The 19,947-nt window shown below is 71.9% G+C and carries 14 protein-coding genes; 12 read left to right on the plus strand and 2 right to left on the minus strand.

All coding sequences use genetic code 11. The annotated features are described in order from the left end of the window. Window positions 1-117: 117 nt before the first annotated feature. Window positions 118-1,683, minus strand: a complete 1,566-nt coding sequence (locus tag WA675_RS09725; RefSeq protein WP_336083789.1) for an MFS transporter — start codon at window positions 1,681-1,683, stop codon at window positions 118-120. A gap of 117 nt (window positions 1,684-1,800) precedes the next feature. Between WA675_RS09725 and WA675_RS09730 the strand changes: the two genes are divergently transcribed. The 4 genes from WA675_RS09730 (at window position 1,801) to WA675_RS09745 (ending at window position 9,916) form a co-directional block, all read left to right on the plus strand. Further along, window positions 1,801-5,286: a BTAD domain-containing putative transcriptional regulator gene (locus tag WA675_RS09730; protein WP_336083791.1), complete on the plus strand. Its 3,486-nt coding sequence runs from the start codon at window positions 1,801-1,803 to the stop codon at window positions 5,284-5,286. Window positions 5,287-5,320: 34 nt separating this feature from the next. After that, on the plus strand, window positions 5,321-5,836 hold the full coding sequence (locus tag WA675_RS09735) for a pyridoxamine 5'-phosphate oxidase family protein (RefSeq protein WP_336083792.1): 516 nt from the start codon (window positions 5,321-5,323) through the stop codon (window positions 5,834-5,836). A gap of 1,621 nt (window positions 5,837-7,457) precedes the next feature. Continuing rightward, window positions 7,458-8,495, plus strand: a complete 1,038-nt coding sequence (locus tag WA675_RS09740) for an alpha/beta hydrolase (protein ID WP_336083794.1) — start codon at window positions 7,458-7,460, stop codon at window positions 8,493-8,495. Continuing rightward, window positions 8,492-9,916 carry a wax ester/triacylglycerol synthase family O-acyltransferase gene (locus tag WA675_RS09745; RefSeq protein ID WP_336083796.1) on the plus strand — a complete coding sequence of 475 codons (1,425 nt, stop codon included), beginning with the start codon at window positions 8,492-8,494 and terminating at the stop codon, window positions 9,914-9,916. Before WA675_RS09740 ends, WA675_RS09745 begins: the two co-directional genes overlap by 4 nt. Before the next feature lie 2 nt (window positions 9,917-9,918). Here the strand turns inward: WA675_RS09745 and WA675_RS09750 are convergent, their stop codons facing one another. Continuing rightward, the gene (locus WA675_RS09750; RefSeq protein ID WP_336083798.1) at window positions 9,919-10,629 is read right to left on the minus strand and encodes a hypothetical protein; all 711 of its coding nucleotides are present in this window, start codon (window positions 10,627-10,629) and stop codon (window positions 9,919-9,921) included. A gap of 77 nt (window positions 10,630-10,706) precedes the next feature. Between WA675_RS09750 and WA675_RS09755 the strand changes: the two genes are divergently transcribed. The 8 genes from WA675_RS09755 to WA675_RS09790 all read left to right on the plus strand — a co-directional run bounded on the left by WA675_RS09755 (window position 10,707) and on the right by WA675_RS09790 (window position 19,763). Continuing rightward, entirely contained in the window at window positions 10,707-11,786 is a 1,080-nt protein-coding gene (locus WA675_RS09755) for a FecCD family ABC transporter permease (RefSeq protein WP_442945592.1), read from the plus strand. Next, a complete protein-coding gene (locus WA675_RS09760; protein ID WP_336083799.1) occupies window positions 11,783-12,889 on the plus strand; it encodes a FecCD family ABC transporter permease in 1,107 nt (368 codons plus the stop codon). The genes WA675_RS09755 and WA675_RS09760 overlap by 4 nt, the downstream gene beginning before the upstream one ends. Continuing rightward, the gene (locus tag WA675_RS09765) at window positions 12,886-13,710 is read left to right on the plus strand and encodes an ABC transporter ATP-binding protein (protein WP_336083800.1); all 825 of its coding nucleotides are present in this window, start codon (window positions 12,886-12,888) and stop codon (window positions 13,708-13,710) included. Before WA675_RS09760 ends, WA675_RS09765 begins: the two co-directional genes overlap by 4 nt. Window positions 13,711-13,781: 71 nt before the next feature. Further along, window positions 13,782-14,162 carry a BlaI/MecI/CopY family transcriptional regulator gene (locus tag WA675_RS09770; RefSeq protein WP_019047691.1) on the plus strand — a complete coding sequence of 127 codons (381 nt, stop codon included), beginning with the start codon at window positions 13,782-13,784 and terminating at the stop codon, window positions 14,160-14,162. A 64-nt stretch (window positions 14,163-14,226) separates the two neighbouring features. Then, window positions 14,227-15,165 (plus strand): M56 family metallopeptidase, encoded by a 939-nt coding sequence (locus tag WA675_RS09775; RefSeq protein WP_336083804.1) that lies wholly within the window; start codon window positions 14,227-14,229, stop codon window positions 15,163-15,165. Between the two features lie 246 nt (window positions 15,166-15,411). Beyond that, window positions 15,412-16,905 carry a DEAD/DEAH box helicase gene (locus WA675_RS09780; RefSeq protein WP_336083806.1) on the plus strand — a complete coding sequence of 498 codons (1,494 nt, stop codon included), beginning with the start codon at window positions 15,412-15,414 and terminating at the stop codon, window positions 16,903-16,905. A 333-nt stretch (window positions 16,906-17,238) separates the two neighbouring features. Next, window positions 17,239-18,096 (plus strand): DMT family transporter, encoded by an 858-nt coding sequence (locus WA675_RS09785; RefSeq protein WP_336083808.1) that lies wholly within the window; start codon window positions 17,239-17,241, stop codon window positions 18,094-18,096. Between the two features lie 230 nt (window positions 18,097-18,326). Then, window positions 18,327-19,763, plus strand: coding sequence for a GuaB1 family IMP dehydrogenase-related protein (locus tag WA675_RS09790; RefSeq protein WP_336083809.1), 1,437 nt, complete (start codon window positions 18,327-18,329; stop codon window positions 19,761-19,763). Window positions 19,764-19,947 lie beyond the last annotated feature (184 nt).

Consider the following 19,947-nt stretch of genomic DNA (forward strand, 5'->3'; position numbering starts at 1 on the left):
CCGGTGCCGCGGCAGGCGTGAACCGGAGCATCATCCGGCGTGCAGCGGGCGCCCGATCGCATACCGATGATCCGCCGCTCGGACAGAGCTGCGGATCATCGGTGGTCGCGGGGGTGTTCAGGCGGACACCGCGCTGGGTTCGCTTCGCTCCGACAGCTCCACCACCACATCATCCGGAACCGACGTCGCCCCGGCGGGAATCCGGCGCAACAGCACCACCGCCAGCACCGCACCGGCCGCCGAGAGCGCCGCGGCGATCCCCGCGGCGGCATTCAGCCCCTGAGTGAACGCCTCCCGCGCGGCAGCCACCGTCGACTCGGCGATGTCGGCGGGCAGCGTCTCGGCCACGCTCAGTGCGCCGGACAGGGTTTCCCCGGCCGCGCCGTCCGCCTCGGACATTCCGCCCCGGTAGACGGCGGTCCCCACACTGCCGAGCAGGGCCACACCCAGCGCCACACCCAGATCGCTGGCGGTGCTGTTCACCGCCGAGGCCGCTCCCGCCTTCTCCGGCGGGGCCGCGCCGATGACCAGGCCGGGGATCAGCGCCATGGCCGGGGCGATCCCGGGGTACAGGATGTAGAAGCCGATGACCAGCAGGGCCAGGCCCGCCACGCTGCCGACCTGGGTCAGCGTGAGGTAGCCGACGGTCGAGAGCGCCAGTCCGACGGCGATCACGGTGGCCGGGCGCAACCGGCGGGCGAGCGCGGGCGTCACCGTGGACACGACAACCAGCGCGAGCGCGGCGGGCAGGATCCACAGGCCCGCCGCCAGCGGCGACTGCGCCGCGACCAGCTGGAGATACTGGGTGAACAGCAGGTACACCCCGCCCAGGGCGATGGCCGCGAGCATGTACACACCGAGCGATCCGCTGAAGGTCCGGTTCGCGAACAGGCGCACATCCAGCAGCGGGTCGGCCAGGCGCAGCTGCCTGCGGACGAAGACCACCGCGAACACCACACCGGCGAGCAGTGTGAGCACCGGCTCGGCCGCGATGCCGGTCTCGGCCAGCTTCTTCACGCCGTAGACGAACGGCAGCAGCGCGGCCAGCGAGAGGGCGACGCTGACCGGGTCGAGCCGACCGGCCCGCGGCGCACGGTATTCCGGCACGAGCACCGGCACGGCCAGCAGCACCAGCAGCATCACCGGCACCCCGATCAGCATGGCCGCGCCCCACCACAGCGAGGCCAGCAGCAGACCACCCAGCAGCGGGCCGAGCGCGACCCCGGCCGACACCGCCGCCGCCCACAGCCCGATGGCGGTGGCGCGCTGACGCTCGTCGCGGAACATGGTGGTGATCAGCGACAGCGTGGCGGGCATGACGGCCGCCGCGCCCAGACCCATCAGCGCCCGCGCCGCGATGAGCAGCTCGGGGCCGGGGGCGAAGGCCGCCAGCACCGAGGCGGCGCCGAACAGCGCGGCACCGGCCAGCAGCAGCCTGCGGCGGCCGAGGCGGTCACCGAGAGTGCCCATGGTGACCAGGAAACCGGCCATCACGAACCCGTAGATGTCGTTGACCCAGAGCAGCTCACCGCTGCTCGGCGACAGATCGGCGGCGATATAGGGGGTGGCCAGGAAGAGCACGGTCATGCTGAGGAACAACAGCACCGTGGGCAGGAGCAGGACCGCGAGCCCCAGCCATTGGCGGGTGCCCGCCCGCTCGGGGACGTCGGTGAACTCGGACATCAGGGTCTTCCCTTCGAGGAGGATGCGAACAGCCCACACCGTGCCGGGCCGGGCTCCGGGAACCCTTCGGGCCGGCTCCGGATCGCCTCCAGGCCACCGCCGTTTAGGGTGGATGACATGCGTTTCGGGGTGCTGGGACCGATGACGGTGTGGACCGACGCGGGGCAACCCGTCCGCGTTCCCGAACGCAAGGTGCGGGTATTGCTCGGCGCGCTGCTGCTGGAACCGGGGCGGATCGTGCCCGCCGACCGGTTGGTCGAGGATCTGTGGGGCGGTGGCGCGCTGCCCGCCCACCCGGCCGGATCGCTGCAGACCAGGGCCTCGCAGTTGCGCCGCGTGCTCGACGACGCCGAGCCGGGTGCCCGCGCGGTGTTGGTCTCGCGCTCCCCCGGCTATCTGCTCGACGTGGCACCTGGAGCGATCGACGCGCAGGTGTTCGCGGAACTGCTGGACCGGGCCCACGACAGCGCCGACCCGGCCGCCCGCGTCGCACTGCTCACCGAGGCGCTGGCGCTGTGGCGCGGCCCGGCGCTGGCCGATCTCGCCGACCACGATTTCGCGCGAATCCCGGTGCTGCGCCTGGAAGAACAGCGGCTCACCGCGATCGAGGACCTCGCGCACGCCCGGATCGAACTCGGCGAGCACGAGCGGGTGGCCGACGAACTCGGCGAGCTCACCGCCCGCCATCCGCTGCGCGAACGGTTACGCGCGGCCCATCTGCTGGCGCTGTATCGCTCGGGTCGCCAGGGCGAGGCGCTCGATTCCTATCGCCGCCTGCGCGAGCACCTCGCCGCCGAACTCGGGCTCGATCCCGGCCCGGAGCTGACCGCGCTGCATCGCGCGGTGCTGGAACAGGATCCGGCGCTGGGCGCGCCCGCGCCGACCGTCACCCCGGCGCCGGTGATGCCACGGCCCACCCTGCCGGTGCCCGCCACCCCGCTGGTCGGCCGCGAGGAGGAACTCCGTGCGATCGAGCAGCTGTCGCGCACCGCGCGGCTGGTCACGCTCACCGGACCCGGCGGGGTCGGCAAGACCCGGCTGGCCCTGGCCGCGGCCGCCGCGCACCCGGCCCGCGACGGCGTGGTGTTCGTGGAACTGGCCGGACTGTGCCCCGGCACCGATCCCGGCGGCGCCCGCACGGGCGTGGCCGAGGTGGTCTCCGCCGGGCTGGCGATCCGCGACGACGCCGCGGGCTCGAGCCCGTTCCCGGTGCCCGGCAGCGGAACTCCCTTGGACCACCTCGCCGAGGCGCTGCGCGCCAAGCAGGTGCTGCTCGTGCTCGACAACGGTGAACACGTCGCCGACGCCACCGCGTTCGTGGTGTCGCGGTTGCTGGGCGCCGCACCGGATCTGCGGGTGCTGGTCACCAGCCAGATGCCGCTGTCCATCGCCGGGGAACACGTGTGGCCGGTCGCGCCGCTGACGGTACCGGCGCCCGACGCGGACCCGGCCGAGATCGAGAAGTCCTCCGCCGCACAGCTTTTCGTCGAACGCGCACGCTCGACGACCCCGGGCTTCGCCGTCACCGCCGACAATGCCGCCGCCGTCGCCACCGTCGTCGCCCACCTCGATGGCCTGCCGCTGGCACTGGAACTGGCCGCCGCCCGCGTCCGCGCACTCGGCGTGCACACCCTCGCCGAACGCATCGAGGACCGCTTCGCCCTCCTCTCGACCGGCTACCGCGACGCCCCCGACCGCCAGCGCACCCTGCGCGCCGTCCTCGACGCCAGCTGGGACCTCCTCGACGCACCGGAACGCGCGGTCCTGCGCCGCCTGGCCGTCTACGCCGACGGCGCGACCCTGGAGGCAGCCGAAGCGGTATGCGCCGATATCACTACTCTCGAGACAGCCGACGCCGTGCAGGCCGACGGCCCGACCCTCGTTGCTGCCGGGACCGTGTGCGCCGACGGCACAACCCTCACGACGACCCGGACCGATCGCACGGCTCGCGAGGAAGCTGGGGCCGCAAGCGCTGACGCCACAACCTTGCGGACGACCGAGGCCGCACACACCGACAGCACGGCCCTTACAACAGCCCACGCCGATCGCCCGACCCGCACGACGACCGGCGTCGCGCACGCCGACGGCAAGGTGGACCGCAGGGAGGTCGCGGATCTGCTTGCGCGCCTGGTCGACCGGTCGCTGGTGGTCGCTCCCGGCCCCGAACGTCAGCCGCGCTACCGCCTGCTGAAAACCGTGGCGGCCTACAGCCTGGAGCGGTTGCGCGAGCACGGCGAGGAGTCCGGGACCCGGCTGCGGCATCTCGCCTACTACCTCGCGCTGGCCGAGCGGGCCGACCCGCGGCTGCGGACCGCGGATCAGCGGCGGTGGCTGAGCAGGCTCGATGCCGAATCGCCCGATCTGCGCCGCGCGCTCGACACCGCCAGGGCCGAGCACCGGCCCGACGACGCGTTGCGATTGGTGAACGCGCTGGCCTGGTACTGGGTGATGCGCGGACGACTCGCCGAGGGCAGCCGCGCGCTCGGCATCGCCCTGGCCCTGACCGGGGAGACCGACCCGGCCGCACGCCGCGTCGCACAACTCTGGCGCAGCGCGCTCGAGCTCGGCCGCGGCCACACCGGCGACCCGCTGCCCGCCGTGATCGGTCGGCCCGGACCGGCCGAACTGCGGGCCCGCTGGTATCTCGCCCATGTGCGCACCGGCTTTCTCGACGGACAACCCCTCGACACCGCCGCCGACCTGCACGCGGCCTTCGCCGCCCACGACGACCGCTGGGGTGAGGCGGCGGCCTCGGCCTCGCTGGCCCGCGAGGCGTTCGGGCGCGGCGAGCTGGCCGCCCTGCGCGCGCACGCCGACCGCAGCCGGGCGCTGTTCGACCGGATCGGCGACCGCTGGGGCCAGGGCCTGGCCGGGTTCCTGCTCGGCAGCCACGCCGAGGTGACCGGCGACCTCGACGCCGCCCGCGCGCACCACCGGGCGGCACTGGGCACCGCCGAGGCACTGGGACTGTGGACCGAGATGGGCGAACGACTCACCTCGCTGGGCCGGATCGCGCTGCTGCGCGGGGATTTCGGGCACAGCGCGGAGCTGCACGAACGGGCCAGGGTGGTCGCCGTTGATCAGGGACATCTGGTCGGCGAGGAGGCCGCCGTGCTCGGGCTCGGCCTGGTGGCGCGCAGGCGCGGCGATCTGCCCGCCGCCCGCGCCCACCTCGGGGCCTGGCTGGACTGGCATCTCGGCGCGGAATCGCACTTCGGCGCCGCGCTGATCCTGGCCGAACTCGGCTTCACCGCCGAACTCGCGGGGGACCCCGCCGAGGCCGAGGAACTGCATCGACGCGGGCTCGAATCCGCCCGGCGCACCGGCGATCCCCGGGCCATGGCCCTCGCCCTGGAAGGGCTCGCCGGGGCGCGCTCACTGGTCGGCGCGAGCGCCCACGCCGCTCGGCTGCTGGGCGCCGCGGACTCCCTGCGCCGGGCCACCGGGGCGCCGCTGCCCCCGGCCGAACGCGGTGATGTCGACCGGATCGAGGCCCGCGTCGCCGCCGATCTGGGCCCGGCCGGGCTGGCCGCCGGACTGGCCGAGGGTCGCGACGCCGACCCCGAATCGCTGCTCACCGAGGACACCTCGAGCCGACCCTGAGCCGATCCGAAGTGCCGCCCGGCACCGTGAGCTCATGACCAACTCCGCGACACGACCCCGGGTCCCCACCTTCGCCGATATCCGCGCCGACGTCGACGCCATTGTCGGCGCGATCAACTACGCCACCATGACCACCGTCGACGCCAAGGGCCGCCCGCGCGCACGGGTGCTGATCCCGGTGTGGGAGACCGGCACCGAGGAGCCGACCGGCTGGCTGGCCACCTACCGAACCCCGGTGAAAGAGGCGCACATCGCCGGGAATCCGCATGTGACCTTCTCCTATTGGAGCCCCGCGCAGAACACCGTCGCCTTCGACACCGTGGCCGCGTGGACCGAGGACCCGGACGAGCGCGCGCACGTGTGGGAGCTGTATCGCCACGGCAGCCCACCCGGCGCGGGCTACAACCCCGCCGGGTTCTGGCGCGGCCCGGACGATCCCCAGTTCCAGGTGCTGCGGCTCACGCCGTGGCGGGTCCAGGTGCTGCGCGGCCGCGATCTGGTGAACGGGGTGCCCGCGCGGATCTGGCGGCGCCCACTCCAGGGGGATTGACGGATCGGCCCCGGCGAACGAGCGCGTTCGCCGGGCCGTGACGCGGTTGGGTGTCGGCACAGGTCACGACGCGAGCTTTCGTGACGGACCCCAGCACCGGTCGGTGTTTCCACCGGGAAGGATCCTGCCCGGAAATCGGAAAATAGGTGATTTCCTTGCCGAACGAATTGACCCGGGACTACGTTACCCACATCCCGGCAAGGGATCCGAATTGCAAGGAGTTTTCACGATGGGTTCACTGACAGAATTGATGATGGCCGCCATTGCGGGAATTGGTTCCGCCGCCGAAGGAGACGGCCTGCTCGGCGTATTCCTCGGCTCGGTCGAGGCATTCTTCCCGTAATCCGGCGACACATCTCGATTCGCCAATTCTCTACCCGAAGGACACAGCACAATGGGATCTCTCTACGAATTGTTGCAGACCGGCGCGGGCAGCCTCAGCGATGCGGTACTGCCGTTCGTGCAGGCGCTGATCTCGGCGAGTGGTGGCGCCCCCACTCCCGGTAAGTGACACCCGGACGAACGCGACGGGGGCGGACTTCGCACAGTCCGCCCCCGTCGCATATCCGGATGCGATCGCATCCTATTGATAGCTGAGAGACATGACAGAGAAGCGTTGACACGAGCCGGGCGCAAGTCCGCGCGCCACCCGCGTAATGCCCCAGAAACCAGGGGCAGCGCACCGATCAGCAATCGCCCATCACCGACGACCGATCATCCGAAGCCACCGGCGCCAACCCCACGAACCCCCGCCCGCCTCGGCGACCACTCGGACCCACAAAGGCCAGACCATCGCAGATCAGCCCTGACATCCGATGAATCCATCCCCCTTGACAGACCGTTCGAGAACACCGCCGTTCACCGCCGAACCGGCGCCGACTGTGCCGGACAGTCGGTGCAACCACAGGTCACACGTAGTTCCGCACCCCCGGGCCGCAACCGCCGAGCAGCTTCCATCGGGAAAGAAAAATATGAACGAATCAGCGAGAGTGAAACATCGGGTTGCCACACACTGGCGGTGGCGATACGTTACCGGCGTCACAGCAGCTCGCTGACTGTGGCCAGTACCCCGAGGCAAGGAGATTCACTGTGGGTTCACTGGAAGAGATCATGATGGCGGCCATCGCGGGGCTCGGCTCCGCGGCGGAAGGCGATGGCCTGCTCGCCGTCTTCCTCGGCTCGGTCGAAGCGTTCTTCCCCTGATCCGGTGCACTCGCACCCGGACCCCCGGCTCGATTCGCGAGCCTGATTCACTTTTCTACATTCAGGAGTAATGACATGGGTTCTCTCTACGAACTTCTGCAGACCGGCGCGGGCAGCCTCAGCGACGCGGCGCTTCCTTTCGTGCAGGCACTGATCACCGCCAGCGGTGGCACCCCCACCCCCGGTAAGTAATTCCGCACGCAAAGGAGAGTGACCATGGGATCGCTGAGTGAATTGCTGACCGCGGCCATCGCGGGAATGGGTTCCGCGGCCGAAGGGGACGGCCTGCTGGCCGTGTTCCTTGGTTCGGTGGAAGCGTTCTTCCCGTAACCACGAACCGACCGTCGCCGTCCGGCGATCGGGGCCCGGCGGCCGCTGCCCCGGGCCCCGTTCGTCTTCACAGAAGTCAGCAGGCACCATGCACACTCCCCTCCTGCGCGGTCTCCTGGCCGCCGCCTGTGCGGTGGCCGTGGCCGCCGCGCCCGTCGTCGTCGGCGCGCCGCAGGCCGCGGCCGCGCCCGGCGCGTACCTGGTGAGCAAGACCAGTACCGGCCAGGCCGTCGAGATCAGCGTCTACTCGCCGTCGATGGACCGCACCATCGCGCTGCGGGTGCTGCGCCCGGCCGACACCACCACCCCCGCCCCGACGCTGTATCTGCTCAACGGCGCGGGCGGCGGCGAGGATTCGGCCAACTGGCCCGGCCAGACCGACGCGGCGGGCTTCTTCGCCGACAAGCACGTCAATGTCGTGATCCCGATGGAGGGCGCGTTCAGCTACTACACCGACTGGCGGGCCCCCGACGCCGGGCTGGCGAAGAACCTCGAGAACAACGGCCACAACATGTGGACGACCTTCCTCACCCGCGAGCTGCCGCCGGTGATCGACGCGGCCTTCGCCACCACCGGCGCCAATGCCCTGGCCGGGATCTCCATGGCGGGCACCTCGGTGCTCGACCTGGCCATCCAGGCCCCGGAGCTGTACCGCAGCGTCGCCTCCTACAGTGGCTGCGCGATGACCAGCGATCCGATCGGGCGCGCCTTCGTCTCCCTGGTGGTGCGGATGGGCGGCGGAAATGTCGAGAACATGTGGGGCCCGGTCACCGACGCCACCTGGCGCGAGCACGACCCGTACGTGCAGGCGCACCGCCTGCCCGACATCCCCATCTACATCGCCAGCGGCACCGGGCTGCCCGGCCCGCACGACACTCTGGCCAACCCGCGCGTGCACATCACCGGCAAGAACGCGAACTCGATCCTGACCAATCAGATGCTCGTCGGCGGCGGCATCGAGGCCGCGTCGGCGTTCTGCACCGCCGCCATGGGCCAGCGCACCCGAGAACTGGGCCGCACCAATGTCACCGTGAACATCCGGCCCACCGGCACCCACTCGTGGGGCTACTGGGAGGACGACCTGCACACGTCCTGGCCGATGATGGCGACGGCGCTGGGCCTGTGAGCGCCGAATTGCGGGTCGGCGCCGAGCAGCTGAGCCCGCGCGACGCGGTGTTCGTCTACGACGAGACCGACCGGCACCAGTCCTCCATCGTCGCGGTCTATTTCGCCGACGCCTCGGCGGGCAGGCCACCGACCACCGGGGAACTGCTGGACTGGGCACGCGCCCGCCTCGGGCACGCGGAGCTGTTCCACCGGCGGCTGCGGCGCGTGCCGCTGGACCTCGATCTGCCGTACTGGGTGCCCGATCCCGCCATGTCCGTGCGCGAGCACGTCACGCTCACCACCGACGTGCGCACCTGGGACGCGGCGCGCGCCCGGATCGCCGAGATCGCCTCCACGCGGATGGATCTCACCCGTCCGCCCTGGGAGATCCAGGTGCTGGACAGCGTCGACGGCGTGCCCGCGATGCCGGGACCCACCACGATCGTGGTGCTGAAGTTCCATCACAGCGTCGGCGACGGCGTGGCGACCCGGGAGCTCGAACAGCGCCTGTTCGGCACCGAACCCGCCCCGGCGATCCGCCTCGACACCCCGTCGGCGCTGGGGACCGCGGTGCGCACAGCCGTGGCCCTCGGCACCCAGCCGGTCCGGTTCGTCAGCGGGATGCGGCGTCATCGGGCGGCCGCGGCGCAGCAGGCGGCGGCGGTGGCCGCCGGGGACATCCACGACCCGGCGGCCGTCCGCCCGGCCACCCGCTTCAATCGCGATATCCGCTCGGCCACGACCTTCCACCTGGTGCCGATCCCGATGGCCGAGGTGCGCGCCGCCAAAGCCGCGGCGCCACAGCGGGTCACGGTCAACGACCTGATGCTGACGACCATCGCCGGTGCTCTCGCGGCCTACCTCGCCGAGCACGACGAGACCCCCGAGGGCTCACTGGCGGCCATGGTGCCGATGTCGATGCGTGGCGTTGCCGACTGGGATTCGCGCAATCGGCTCAGCCAGATGATCGTCGACCTGCACACCGACATCGCCGATCCGCTCGCCCGGCTGGCCGCGATCCGGGAATCGGCGAACCGGGCCAAGCGGCGCACGGCCGATCCGGTGGTGCTGCGCGCGGACCGGCTGGTGGAGACCGCGCCCGCGCTGCTGTTGCGCGCGGCCGGATGGGCCCGCGCGCAGCGGCATTTCGACGGCACGGATACGGTGCCGATGTGCAATACCACGATCAGCAATGTCCCGCCGGTGACCGAGACGCTCACCTTCTGCGGACTGCCGGTCGTGCGGGCGGTCGGCGCGCTGCCGATCCTCGACGGCGACGGCCTGCGGCATCTGATCACCTCGCAGGGCGCGGAGATCGTGCTGGCCGTCACCACGAGCGCGGCCATGATGCCGGACCCCGAGCACTACGGCGAGCTGCTGCTGACCTCGTTCCGCGCGCTGGCGGCGGCACTCGGCGCGCCCGCGCGGACCGGGTCCTGAGCTCAGCGCTGCAGGCAGCCGGTCCGGCGCACCGGCAGACCGCGCTCCTCGAAGGCGCCGAGCAGCAGCTGGCCGCGCCGGGCGCCCGCGCTCGCGTCGGCGCGGGCCAGATCGGGCACATAGGTGGCCGCACCGACGACGGATTCGCCGACCAGCGACCAGAACCGGCGCGCGGACAGGCCCGAGCAGCGGCTCAGCACCGACTGCAGCGGGATCAGCGCCGAGGCGCAGCGCTGGGCCAGCCAGACCGCCATCGCCGCCTCGCACGGCAGGGCGACGGTGCCCGGCTCGGCCGCCTCCGGATCACCGGCGACGACGCGAATCGTGGCGTCGGACAGGCCCGCCCAGTCGATGCCGCCGTCGTTGTCGTGGTGGATCCACAGATTGTCGCGGCCCGGGTCCCAGGCCTGGGCCGACATGACGAACAGCGCGGTGACCCGGCCGACCACGGCGTGGATGAGCGCGGTCGCCACCACCTCGGCGGCGATGTCGTCGTTGATCATCTCCGCGGCGTGGCGGCGGTACATCAGCTCGACGCGACCCTCGGACAGGCCGGTGGGCACATGCCACCAGCGCCGCTTGCCCTGGCCGACCATCGCCGCCACCGCATAGACCCGCGGGTGCTCCGGTTGCAGCGCTTGCAACCGGGCACAGGCGCGGTCGAACGACGCAGCGGTGGTGCGGGACGTAGTGATGATGACGGGCTCGGGCATCGAACCTCCTCGAACGGTTGGTTCCCGTGACGATGATGTCAGGGAACATAGGTTAGGCTTACCAGACTTCACAAGTCGTGTCCGGCTCGAGGCAGGAGAAGTTCGTCGCCGTGATCCACCCTGGCACCGTCAGACGCCGTCGTCTGACCGGGCTTCTACTGCTCGTCGCGCTGCTCACCATCGCGGTCGTGGCGAGCATCGCCATCGGCACCCGCTCGCTCTCGCCCACCACGGTGTTCGACGCGGTCGCGCACGCGCTCGGCTGCGACGGCGGCCCGTTCACCTGCCCGGCCCGCTCCACCGCCGAGGAAATCGTGCGTGAGCTGCGTCTGCCGCGCACCGCGCTGGCCCTGGTCGCCGGGATGGCGCTGGGCATCGCGGGCGCGCTCATCCAGGGGTATACCCGGAATCCGCTCGCTGATGCCGGTTTGCTCGGACTCAATGCCGGTGCGGCGTTCCTGGCGGCGCTGAGCGTCTACCTGTTCGGATTCACCGCCCCCAACCAGTACATCTGGTTCGCCTTCGCCGGATCGGCGGTGGCCGGGCTGGTCGTGTTCGGGGCGTCCTCGATCGGCGGCGGCAAGGCCAGCCCGTTGTCGCTGGTCCTGGCCGGTGCGGCGATGACGGCGTTCCTGCAGGCCATGACCAATGCCATCGTCGTGCTCGACAATGTGGCCCTCGACACCTACCGCTTCTGGGTGGTCGGCACCGTGGCCGGGCGCGAGGCCGAGGTGTTCTGGCAGGTGCTGCCGTTCCTGGTGCTCGGCATGGGCATGGCCATCGCGGCGGCCCCCGGGCTCAATCTGCTCAGTCTCGGTGACGATGTCGCGCGCGGACTGGGCGTGGATGTGGGCCGCGCCCGCGCGTTCGGGATGGTCGCGGTGGTGCTGCTCAGCGGCGCCGCCACCGCCGCCGTCGGGCCGATCGCCTTCCTCGGCCTGGTGGTGCCACACATCGCGCGCACCGTCACCGGCCCGGACAACCGCTGGCTGATCCCCTACTCCGGCCTGATCGGCGGCCTGCTGCTGCTGGTGGCCGATATCGCCGGACGGGTGGTCGCCCGGCCGGGCGAACTCCAGGTCGGCGTGATGCTGGCGGTGATCGGCGCCCCCTTCTTCATCGCGCTGGTGCGCCGCAAGAGACTGGTGAGCCTGTGAGCACGACGACCACCGACAAGCCCGTCGACCTGCGCAAAGTCCGGCCCGCGGTGCGGTTCGGCCCCTTCTCCTTCGTGTTGCGGCCGGTCATGCTGGCCGCGGTCCTGGCGCTCGTGGTGCTGGTGTTCGTGCTGTTCTGCACCGATATCGCGGTGGGCGACACGAATATCCCGCTGAGCCGGGTACTCGACGTGCTCGGCGGCGGGGGCAGCCGCTCGCAGCGGTTCATCGTGCTGGACTCGCGGCTGCCGCGCGCGCTCACCGCCGTGGTGATCGGGGCCGCGCTCGGCCTGTCCGGCGCGATCATGCAGTCGATTCTGCACAACCCGCTAGCCGGGCCGGATGTGCTGGGGATCACCGCCGGAGCCAGCGTCGGCGCGGTCGCGGTGATGATCGGCGCCGGGGGCGCGACCACCGGGCTGCTGGCCACGATCGGCGGGCCGCTGGCCGCGCTGGCGGGTGGGCTGCTCACCGCGGTCGTCATCTATGTCCTGGCCTGGGGCCGCGGCGGCGCGGGCGAACGCGGGATCACCGGGTTCCGGCTGGTGCTCATCGGGATCGGCGTGAACACCGTGCTCATGTCGATGATCACCTGGCTGCTCACCCGCGCCACCCTCACCGACGCCGCGCGCGCCCAGCTGTGGCTCAACGGCTCGCTCAACTCCACCGACACGACCCGGCTGATCCCGGCCGCGCTGGCGCTGGCGGTGGTGGCCGTGGTCGCCATCGGCTCGGCCCGGACGCTGGCCGCGCTGCGGCTGGGCGAGGACTCCACCCGGGTGCTCGGCGTGCGGATCCAGTCCCAGCAGGCGCTGCTCATCGGCGCGGCGGTGGTGGCGGCCTCGGTCGCCACCGCGGTCGTCGGGCCGGTCGGCTTCGTCGCGCTGGCCGCCCCGCAGATCGCCCGGATGGCGCTGCGGACCCCCGGCGAACCGCTCATCGCCTCGGCGCTGACCGGGGCCGCCCTGGTCACCGGGGCCGATATCATCGCCCGAGCGGTACTGCCCGTCGACCTGCCGGTCGGCATCGTCACCGCCGCGCTCGGCGGACCGTTCCTGCTCTACCTGCTCGTCCGCATGAACCGGAAGGCCACCGTCGCATGACCACCCCCGCCCATCGCCTCGCCGCCGACACCGTCTCCCTCGGCTACGGCGACCGGGTGATCGTCGACGGGCTCAGCCTCGACATCGCCCCCGGAGTGGTCACCACCGTCATCGGCCCCAACGGCTGTGGCAAGTCCACTCTGCTCAAGTCGCTGGGCAGGCTGCTGCGCCCGCGTGCCGGGCAGGTGGTGCTCGACGGCAAGGCCATCTCGTCGATGAAGACCAAGGATGTGGCCCAGGTCGTCGGCATGCTGCCGCAGACCCCGGTCGCGCCGGAGGGTCTCACCGTGGCCGATCTGGTCGCCCGCGGCAGGCACCCGCATCAGTCCTGGTTGCGGCAGTGGTCGGCCGACGACGAGACCGAGGTGGCGGCCGCACTGGCCCAGACCGGCATCGCAGACCTGGCCGAGCGCACCCTCGACGAACTGTCCGGCGGACAGCGGCAGCGCGCCTGGATCTCCATGGCGCTGGCCCAGGGCACCGACATCCTGCTGCTCGACGAGCCGACCACCTACCTCGATCTCGCGCACTCGCTCGAGGTGCTCGACCTGGTCGACCGGCTGCACGACGAACTGGGCCGCACCGTGGTGATGGTGCTGCACGATCTCAACCTCGCCATCCGCTACAGCGACGAGCTGGTGGTGATGGCCGCGGGCCGGATCGTGGCGCAGGGCAAGCCCGCCGAGATCATCACCGCCGAGCTGCTCGCCGCGGTGTTCGGGCTCGAGGCGACCGTGCTCACCGATCCGGTCTCCGGGCGCCCGATGATCGTGCCGATCGGCACCCGGCACGTGCGCGGCGCGGCCGGGTATGACGAATGACACACCAGCAAACCCCCCGTTACGACATTCTGTAGTACGCATCTTTGTCGTTGAGTCCGTAAAATCAGGGAATGGCAGGACTCGGCGAACTCGAAAAAGCGGTCATGGACCAGTTGTGGTCGGCCGACGAACCGCAGACGGTGCGGCAGGTCCACGAAGCACTGGCCGCGCGGCGCGAGCTCGCGTACACGACAGTGATGACCGTGCTGCAGCGACTGGCGAAAAAGGATCTGGTGGTGCAGCGACGCGATGATCGCGCGCATCGATACGCACCCGTACACAGCCGCGACGAACTCGTCGCGAGCCTGATGGTGGACGCGTTGCAGCAGGCCGACGCCGCGGGCAGCCGCGCCGCCGCCCTGGTGCACTTCGTCGAACAGGTGGGCAAGGACGAGGCCGATGCGCTGCGCGAGGCCCTCGCCAAGCTCGAATCCGACGAGAAGAGCAGTTAGACTCCCTGGCGGCTCTCACAACGACGTGAGCGCCCCTGGTCCCACTACGCAGTGAGCAGAGTCGATGAACGCAACCGCGGCAGTCTTCGCCGTACTCGCCTTGCTTCTCGCCGGGCCGGTACCCGCACTGCTCAGTCGCGCGCACTGGGTGCACCGCACCCCCCGCGCGGCCCTGGTGTTGTGGCAGGCCATCGCCCTGGCCGCCGTACTCAGCGCCTTCGGATCCGGGCTGGCCATCGCCAGCCTGCTGCTCGTTCCCGGCCCCGACGGCAGGCCGACCACCTCCCCCACCCGTGAGATCGACGCGCTCGGGCTCCCGCTGTGGACGGTGTACGTCTTCGTCTTCGCGCTGACCCTGATGGTCGGCGCGCGGCTGATGTTCTCGATCGTGCGCGTCGGCGTGCACACCCGCCGCCGCCGCTCCCGGCACCGGATGCTGGTCGACCTGCTCGATCAGAGCGGCCCGGTGCGCCGCGCCGCCGACATCCGCGTGCTGGCCGCCACCGAACCCATCGCCTACTGCCTGCCCGGCCTGCGCCAGCGGGTGGTGCTCAGCGAGGGCACGCTCACCAACCTCGACGACGCCGAGGTCACCGCCATCGTCAGCCACGAGCGCTCGCATCTGCGCGCCCGGCACGACCTGGTGCTCGAGGCGTTCACCGCCGTGCACGAGGCCTTCCCCCGGGTGGTGCGCAGCAAGGCCGCGCTCGGCCAGGTGAAGCTGCTCATCGAACTGCTCGCCGACGATTCGGCGGTGAAGGTCACCGGTCCCAAGCCGCTGGCCCGCGCGCTGGTCGCGTGCGCGAAGTCGACGGCCCCGCAGGGCGCGCTCGCCGCGGGCGGACCGACCACCCTCATCCGCATCCAGCGCCTGGCAGGCGCCACCGGGGACGTGAGAGTCGCCACGGCCGCCTACCTCGGTTCGGCCGCGATTCTGGTGGTGCCGACCCTCGCCGTGGCCCTGCCCTGGCTGCAGGAACTCAATCGCCTGTTCCGGGGCTGACCGGGCGATCCGCCACCGCGCACCCCGCGGTGCCACGCCCGTCGCGGCACCGGCTCGGCGCGGGCGCACAAACCTTGCCACAACAGGTCGGCTGACCAGCGTGTTTACCCACCCGTGGCCGAACACGCCTATCGTGGGGGATCGGTCCTTCCTGCTGGGCCGCGCCCCGTGCACGCCGTCCGCGTATCCGGGTCAATCGGCGCCGGAGCTCTTCCAGCGCGATTCGCAGCCCAACGAAAGGCCGTTTTGTCTACTTCCACGCGTCCCGAACCCTCGTTCGCCGACCTCGGACTGCCCGTCGCCCTGGTGCACGCCCTGCGCAACGCGGGCATCGAGAAGCCCTTCCCCATCCAGGCCGCCACCATCGGCGACGCCCTCGCCGGGCGTGACGTGCTCGGCCGTGGCCCGACCGGCTCGGGCAAGACCCTGGCCTTCGGCCTGCCGATGCTCACCCGTCTCACCGGTGCCTCGGCCAAGCCGGGCCGCCCGCGCGGCCTGGTGCTGGTGCCCACCCGCGAGCTCGCGACCCAGATCGAGCGCGCGCTCGACGAGGCCGCGCTGGCGCTGGGCCTGCGCGTGGCCTCGGTCGTCGGCGGGGCGCCGATCAAGCGGCAGGCCGACCGGCTCGCGCGCGGCGTCGACCTGCTCATCGCCACCCCCGGCCGCCTCGACGACCTGATCAAGCAGCGCGCCGCCGATCTGTCCGACGTGACGATCACCGCGCTCGACGAGGCCGACCACATGGCCGACATGGGCTTCCTGCCCCAGGTCACCCGCCTGCTGGACCGCACGCCGAAGGAGGGCCAGCGCCTGCTGTTCTCGGCCACCCTCGACGGTGACGTGGACAAGCTGGTCAAGCGCTACCTGAACCAGCCGGTCACGCACTCCACCGCGCCGCCGGAGGCGTCGGTGACCACCATGTCGCACCACCTGCTCTACGTGCGCGACAAGAACGTCAAGCGCGCGGTCGCCACCGAGATCGCCGCCCGCGAGGGCCTGACCATCATGTTCGTGCGCACCAAGCACGGCGCCGACCGGCTGGCCAAGCAGCTGCGCGGGGCCGGGGTGGCGGCGGGCTCGCTGCACGGCGGCAAGGCCCAGAACAACCGCACCCGCACCCTGGCGGCCTTCGCCGACGGGTCGGTGCCGGTGCTGGTCACCACCGATGTCGCCGCGCGCGGCATCCACATCGACGGTGTCTCGCTGGTCGTGCACTTCGACCCGCCCGCCGAGCACAAGGCCTACCTGCACCGCGCCGGGCGCACCGCCCGCGCCGGGGAGGACGGCGTGGTGGTCACCCTGGTCACCGACGAGGAGCGCAAGGACGTCGCCGCCATGACCCGCAAGGCGGGCGTGCAGACCGACGGCGTCGAGGTGCGTCCGGGCGACCGCAAGCTGGTCGAGATCACCGGCGCGCGCAAGCCCAGCGGTATCGCGATCGCGCCCCCGGCCGCGCCCGCGCAGGCCGGTTCGCCCAAGTCGGCGACCGCGCCGAAGTCCTCTGGCGGCGGTCGTCCGCGGCGCGGAAGGTCCGGTGGCGCAGCGGCTTCCGACGCGGGCCAGGGCCACAGCCGCGGTGGCGGTGCCCCGCGGCGGGAACGTCCGGCGGGCGAGTCGCGTTCGCGCAAGCCCGCGGGCACCGGCGGACACGCCCGCAGTGGCGACACGCCGACGAATTCGCGGCGTCGGGCCGCGCGTCCGGCCGGTGCGGCGACCCACCGCAACCGCTCGGCTAACTGAGTAGGAACTGAATCACCCCGTGGCCGAACCGATTACGGTTCGGCCACGGTCGTGTTCGGACCACGGGGCACCGACACCGCTGACGTGCCGCGCCAGGCTCGGGCGGACCGCTCACCCGGAGACGGGCATGACCGGACGGGCGCGGATCGGCCGGGAGGGCTGATGCGGACTTCACGTGGTTCGCCCGTGTCGGCGCGGCGGGGACGCGCACCGCGGGTCACGGCCCGAAAGCGGCACCGGGGCCGCCATCCGGATTCGCCGGACCCGAATTCGGTGCCCGACGCGCCCACCACTGTGCGATCGCCGGTGCGGCCGATCGGCGACACTGGGCGGGTGACGAACCGTGAGATCGCCACGATCGGGTGCGCGCTGCTGGCCGCGCTCCTGTTCGCGGTGTCGTCGGTGGCGCAGCATCAGGCGGCCGCCGCGGTGCCGCCGGGGTCGGGGCTGATGCGCTCGCTGTCGCGGAACCCGCGGTGGTGGGCGGCGATCGTCGGGGACGCGGGTGGGTACGGGATGCAGGTGCTGGCACTGGCCTTCGGTGCGGTGCTGGTGGTGCAGCCGATCCTGGTGTGCTCGCTGGTGTTCGCACTGCCCTTGGCCGCACGGGTGAACCGGCAGCGGATCACCGGGCAGGCCGCGCTCGCGGCGCTGGCGCTGGTAATCGCGCTGGGGCTGTTCCTGGTGATCGGCAATCCGACGGCGGGCGAGGACACCGCGCCGCTGCGGGAGTGGACGGTACCGCTGGCCGTGCTGCTCGGCGTGGTCGCCGTCGCCACGCTGACCGGAATGCTGGTGCGGGACGAGGCGGTGCGGGCGCTGTCGCTCGGGCTCGCCGGTGGCGCACTGTTCGGCCTGGCCGCCGCGCTCACCGACCGCGTGGTCACCCTGTTCGGGGACGGCCCCGGCAGCGTGCTCACCGGGTGGCAGACCTGGGCCCTGGTCACCTCCGGTCTCGTCGGCTTCTCCCTGCAACAACGCGCCTACCAGGCCGGTCCGCTGGCCGCCTCGCTCCCCGCCGCCGCGGTCGCCGAACCGCTCGCCGCCGCCTTCCTCGGCCTCACCGCCTTGAACGAGCAGCTGCGCACCAGCGATGCGGGCCTGCTCGCCATCGCGGTCTGCGTGCTCGTGATGTGCGTGGCCACCGTCGTGCTCAGCCGGGCCCAGGCCGCCGCGCCGGCCACGCCCTGAGCTCGCCGACGTGCGGCACCGAACCGGCATGGCCGGATCGGCCGTCATCGGCGCGAGAAGGACCGCCCGTCGCGGAACACGGCCGTCGTGCGGCACCGAACCGCACGCACACATCGCCGGACGCGCATCGCCGAATCGGCCCCCACGGCGCGGCGCGGACCGCCACATCGCCGAAGACGGCCGTGTGCGGCACCGCCCACACCTCACCGCACCCGGCTATCATCGAACGAGTGCGATTTCTTCCGGGACCCCAGCCGCCGTACGACCTGACCTACGACGATCTGTTCCTGGTCCCGAACCGGACCGATATCGCGTCCCGGTTCGATGTGGACCTGGCCACCGTCGACGGCACCGGCACCACCATCCCCCTCGTGGTCGCGAACATGACCGCCGTCGCGGGCAAGCGGATGGCCGAGACCGTGGCCCGTCGCGGCGGACTCGTCGTCCTGCCGCAGGACCTGCCCATTCCCGCCGCCGCCGAGACCATCGCGTTCGTCAAGAGCCGCTCGCTCACCGCCGACACCCCCGTCACCCTGGACCCCGACAGCGCGGTGTCCGACGCGGTGGCGCTGATGCACAAACGCGCCCACGGCGCTGTCGTGGTGGTCGAGGACGGCAAGCCGGTCGGGGTGGTCACCGAGGCGGCCTGCGCCGATGTCGACCGGTTCGCGCGGCTGCGCGAGGTGGCGGCCACCGATTTCGTCTCCGCGCCCGTCGACCTGTCGCCGCGCGAGATCTTCGACCGGCTCGCCGAGGCACACGCCCAGCTGGCCGTGCTCACCCACCCCGACGGCACCCTGGCCGGTGTGATGACCCGCACCGGGGCCATTCGCGCCGGGATCTACACCCCCGCCGTCGACGCCGAGGGCAAGCTGCGGGTGGCCGCCGCGGTCGGCATCAACGGGGACGTGGCCGCCAAGGCGAAGGCGCTCGCGGAGGCGGGGGCCGATGTGCTGGTCATCGATACCGCGCACGGCCATCAGACCAAGATGCTCGAATCCCTGCGCGCCGTCGCCGACCTGGGCCTCGGCCTGCCGCTGGCGGCGGGCAATGTGGTCTCCGCCGAGGGCACCCGCGATCTGGCCGCCGCGGGCGCGACCATCATCAAGGTCGGGGTCGGCCCCGGCGCCATGTGCACCACCCGCATGATGACCGGCGTGGGCCGCCCGCAGTTCTCCGCGGTGGCCGAGTGTGCCGCGGCCGCACAGGAACTCGGCGTGCATGTGTGGGCCGACGGTGGCGTGCGGCACCCGCGTGATGTCGCCCTGGCGCTGGCGGCGGGCGCGTCGAACGTGATGATCGGGTCCTGGTTCGCTGGCACCTACGAGTCGCCCGGCGATCTGCGCGTGGACCGCGACGGCAATGCCTACAAGGAGAGCTTCGGCATGGCCTCCAAGCGCGCGGTGGCCGCGCGTACCGCCGCCGACAGCGGCTTCGACCGGGCCCGCAAGGCGCTGTTCGAGGAGGGCATCTCCAGCTCGCGAATGCGGCTGGACCCCGAGCGCCCCGGCGTGGAGGACCTCATCGACCACATCACCTCCGGTGTCCGCAGCGCCTGCACCTACGCCGGTGCCCGGTCGCTGCCGGAGTTCCACGAGCGCGCGGTGCTCGGCGTGCAGTCCGCCGCCGGTTTCGCCGAGGGAAGGCCGCTGCCCAGCGGCTGGTGAGGCGCACCGCACGAGCTGCCGATCGGAACTCCGGTTCCGGTCGGCCGCTGCCGTTTCCGGACATCCATCACCCCGGTCGCCCGATCACCGTGATTCGAACGGAACAGTTCAGCGACTCGAACGCACAGGTTCAATTCGTCACCGATCCGTCCTACGGTTTCGGACATGGCGGCAACACGCGCCG

This window comes from Nocardia sp. SSK8, from assembly GCF_037034205.1.
Lineage (GTDB): Bacteria > Actinomycetota > Actinomycetes > Mycobacteriales > Mycobacteriaceae > Nocardia.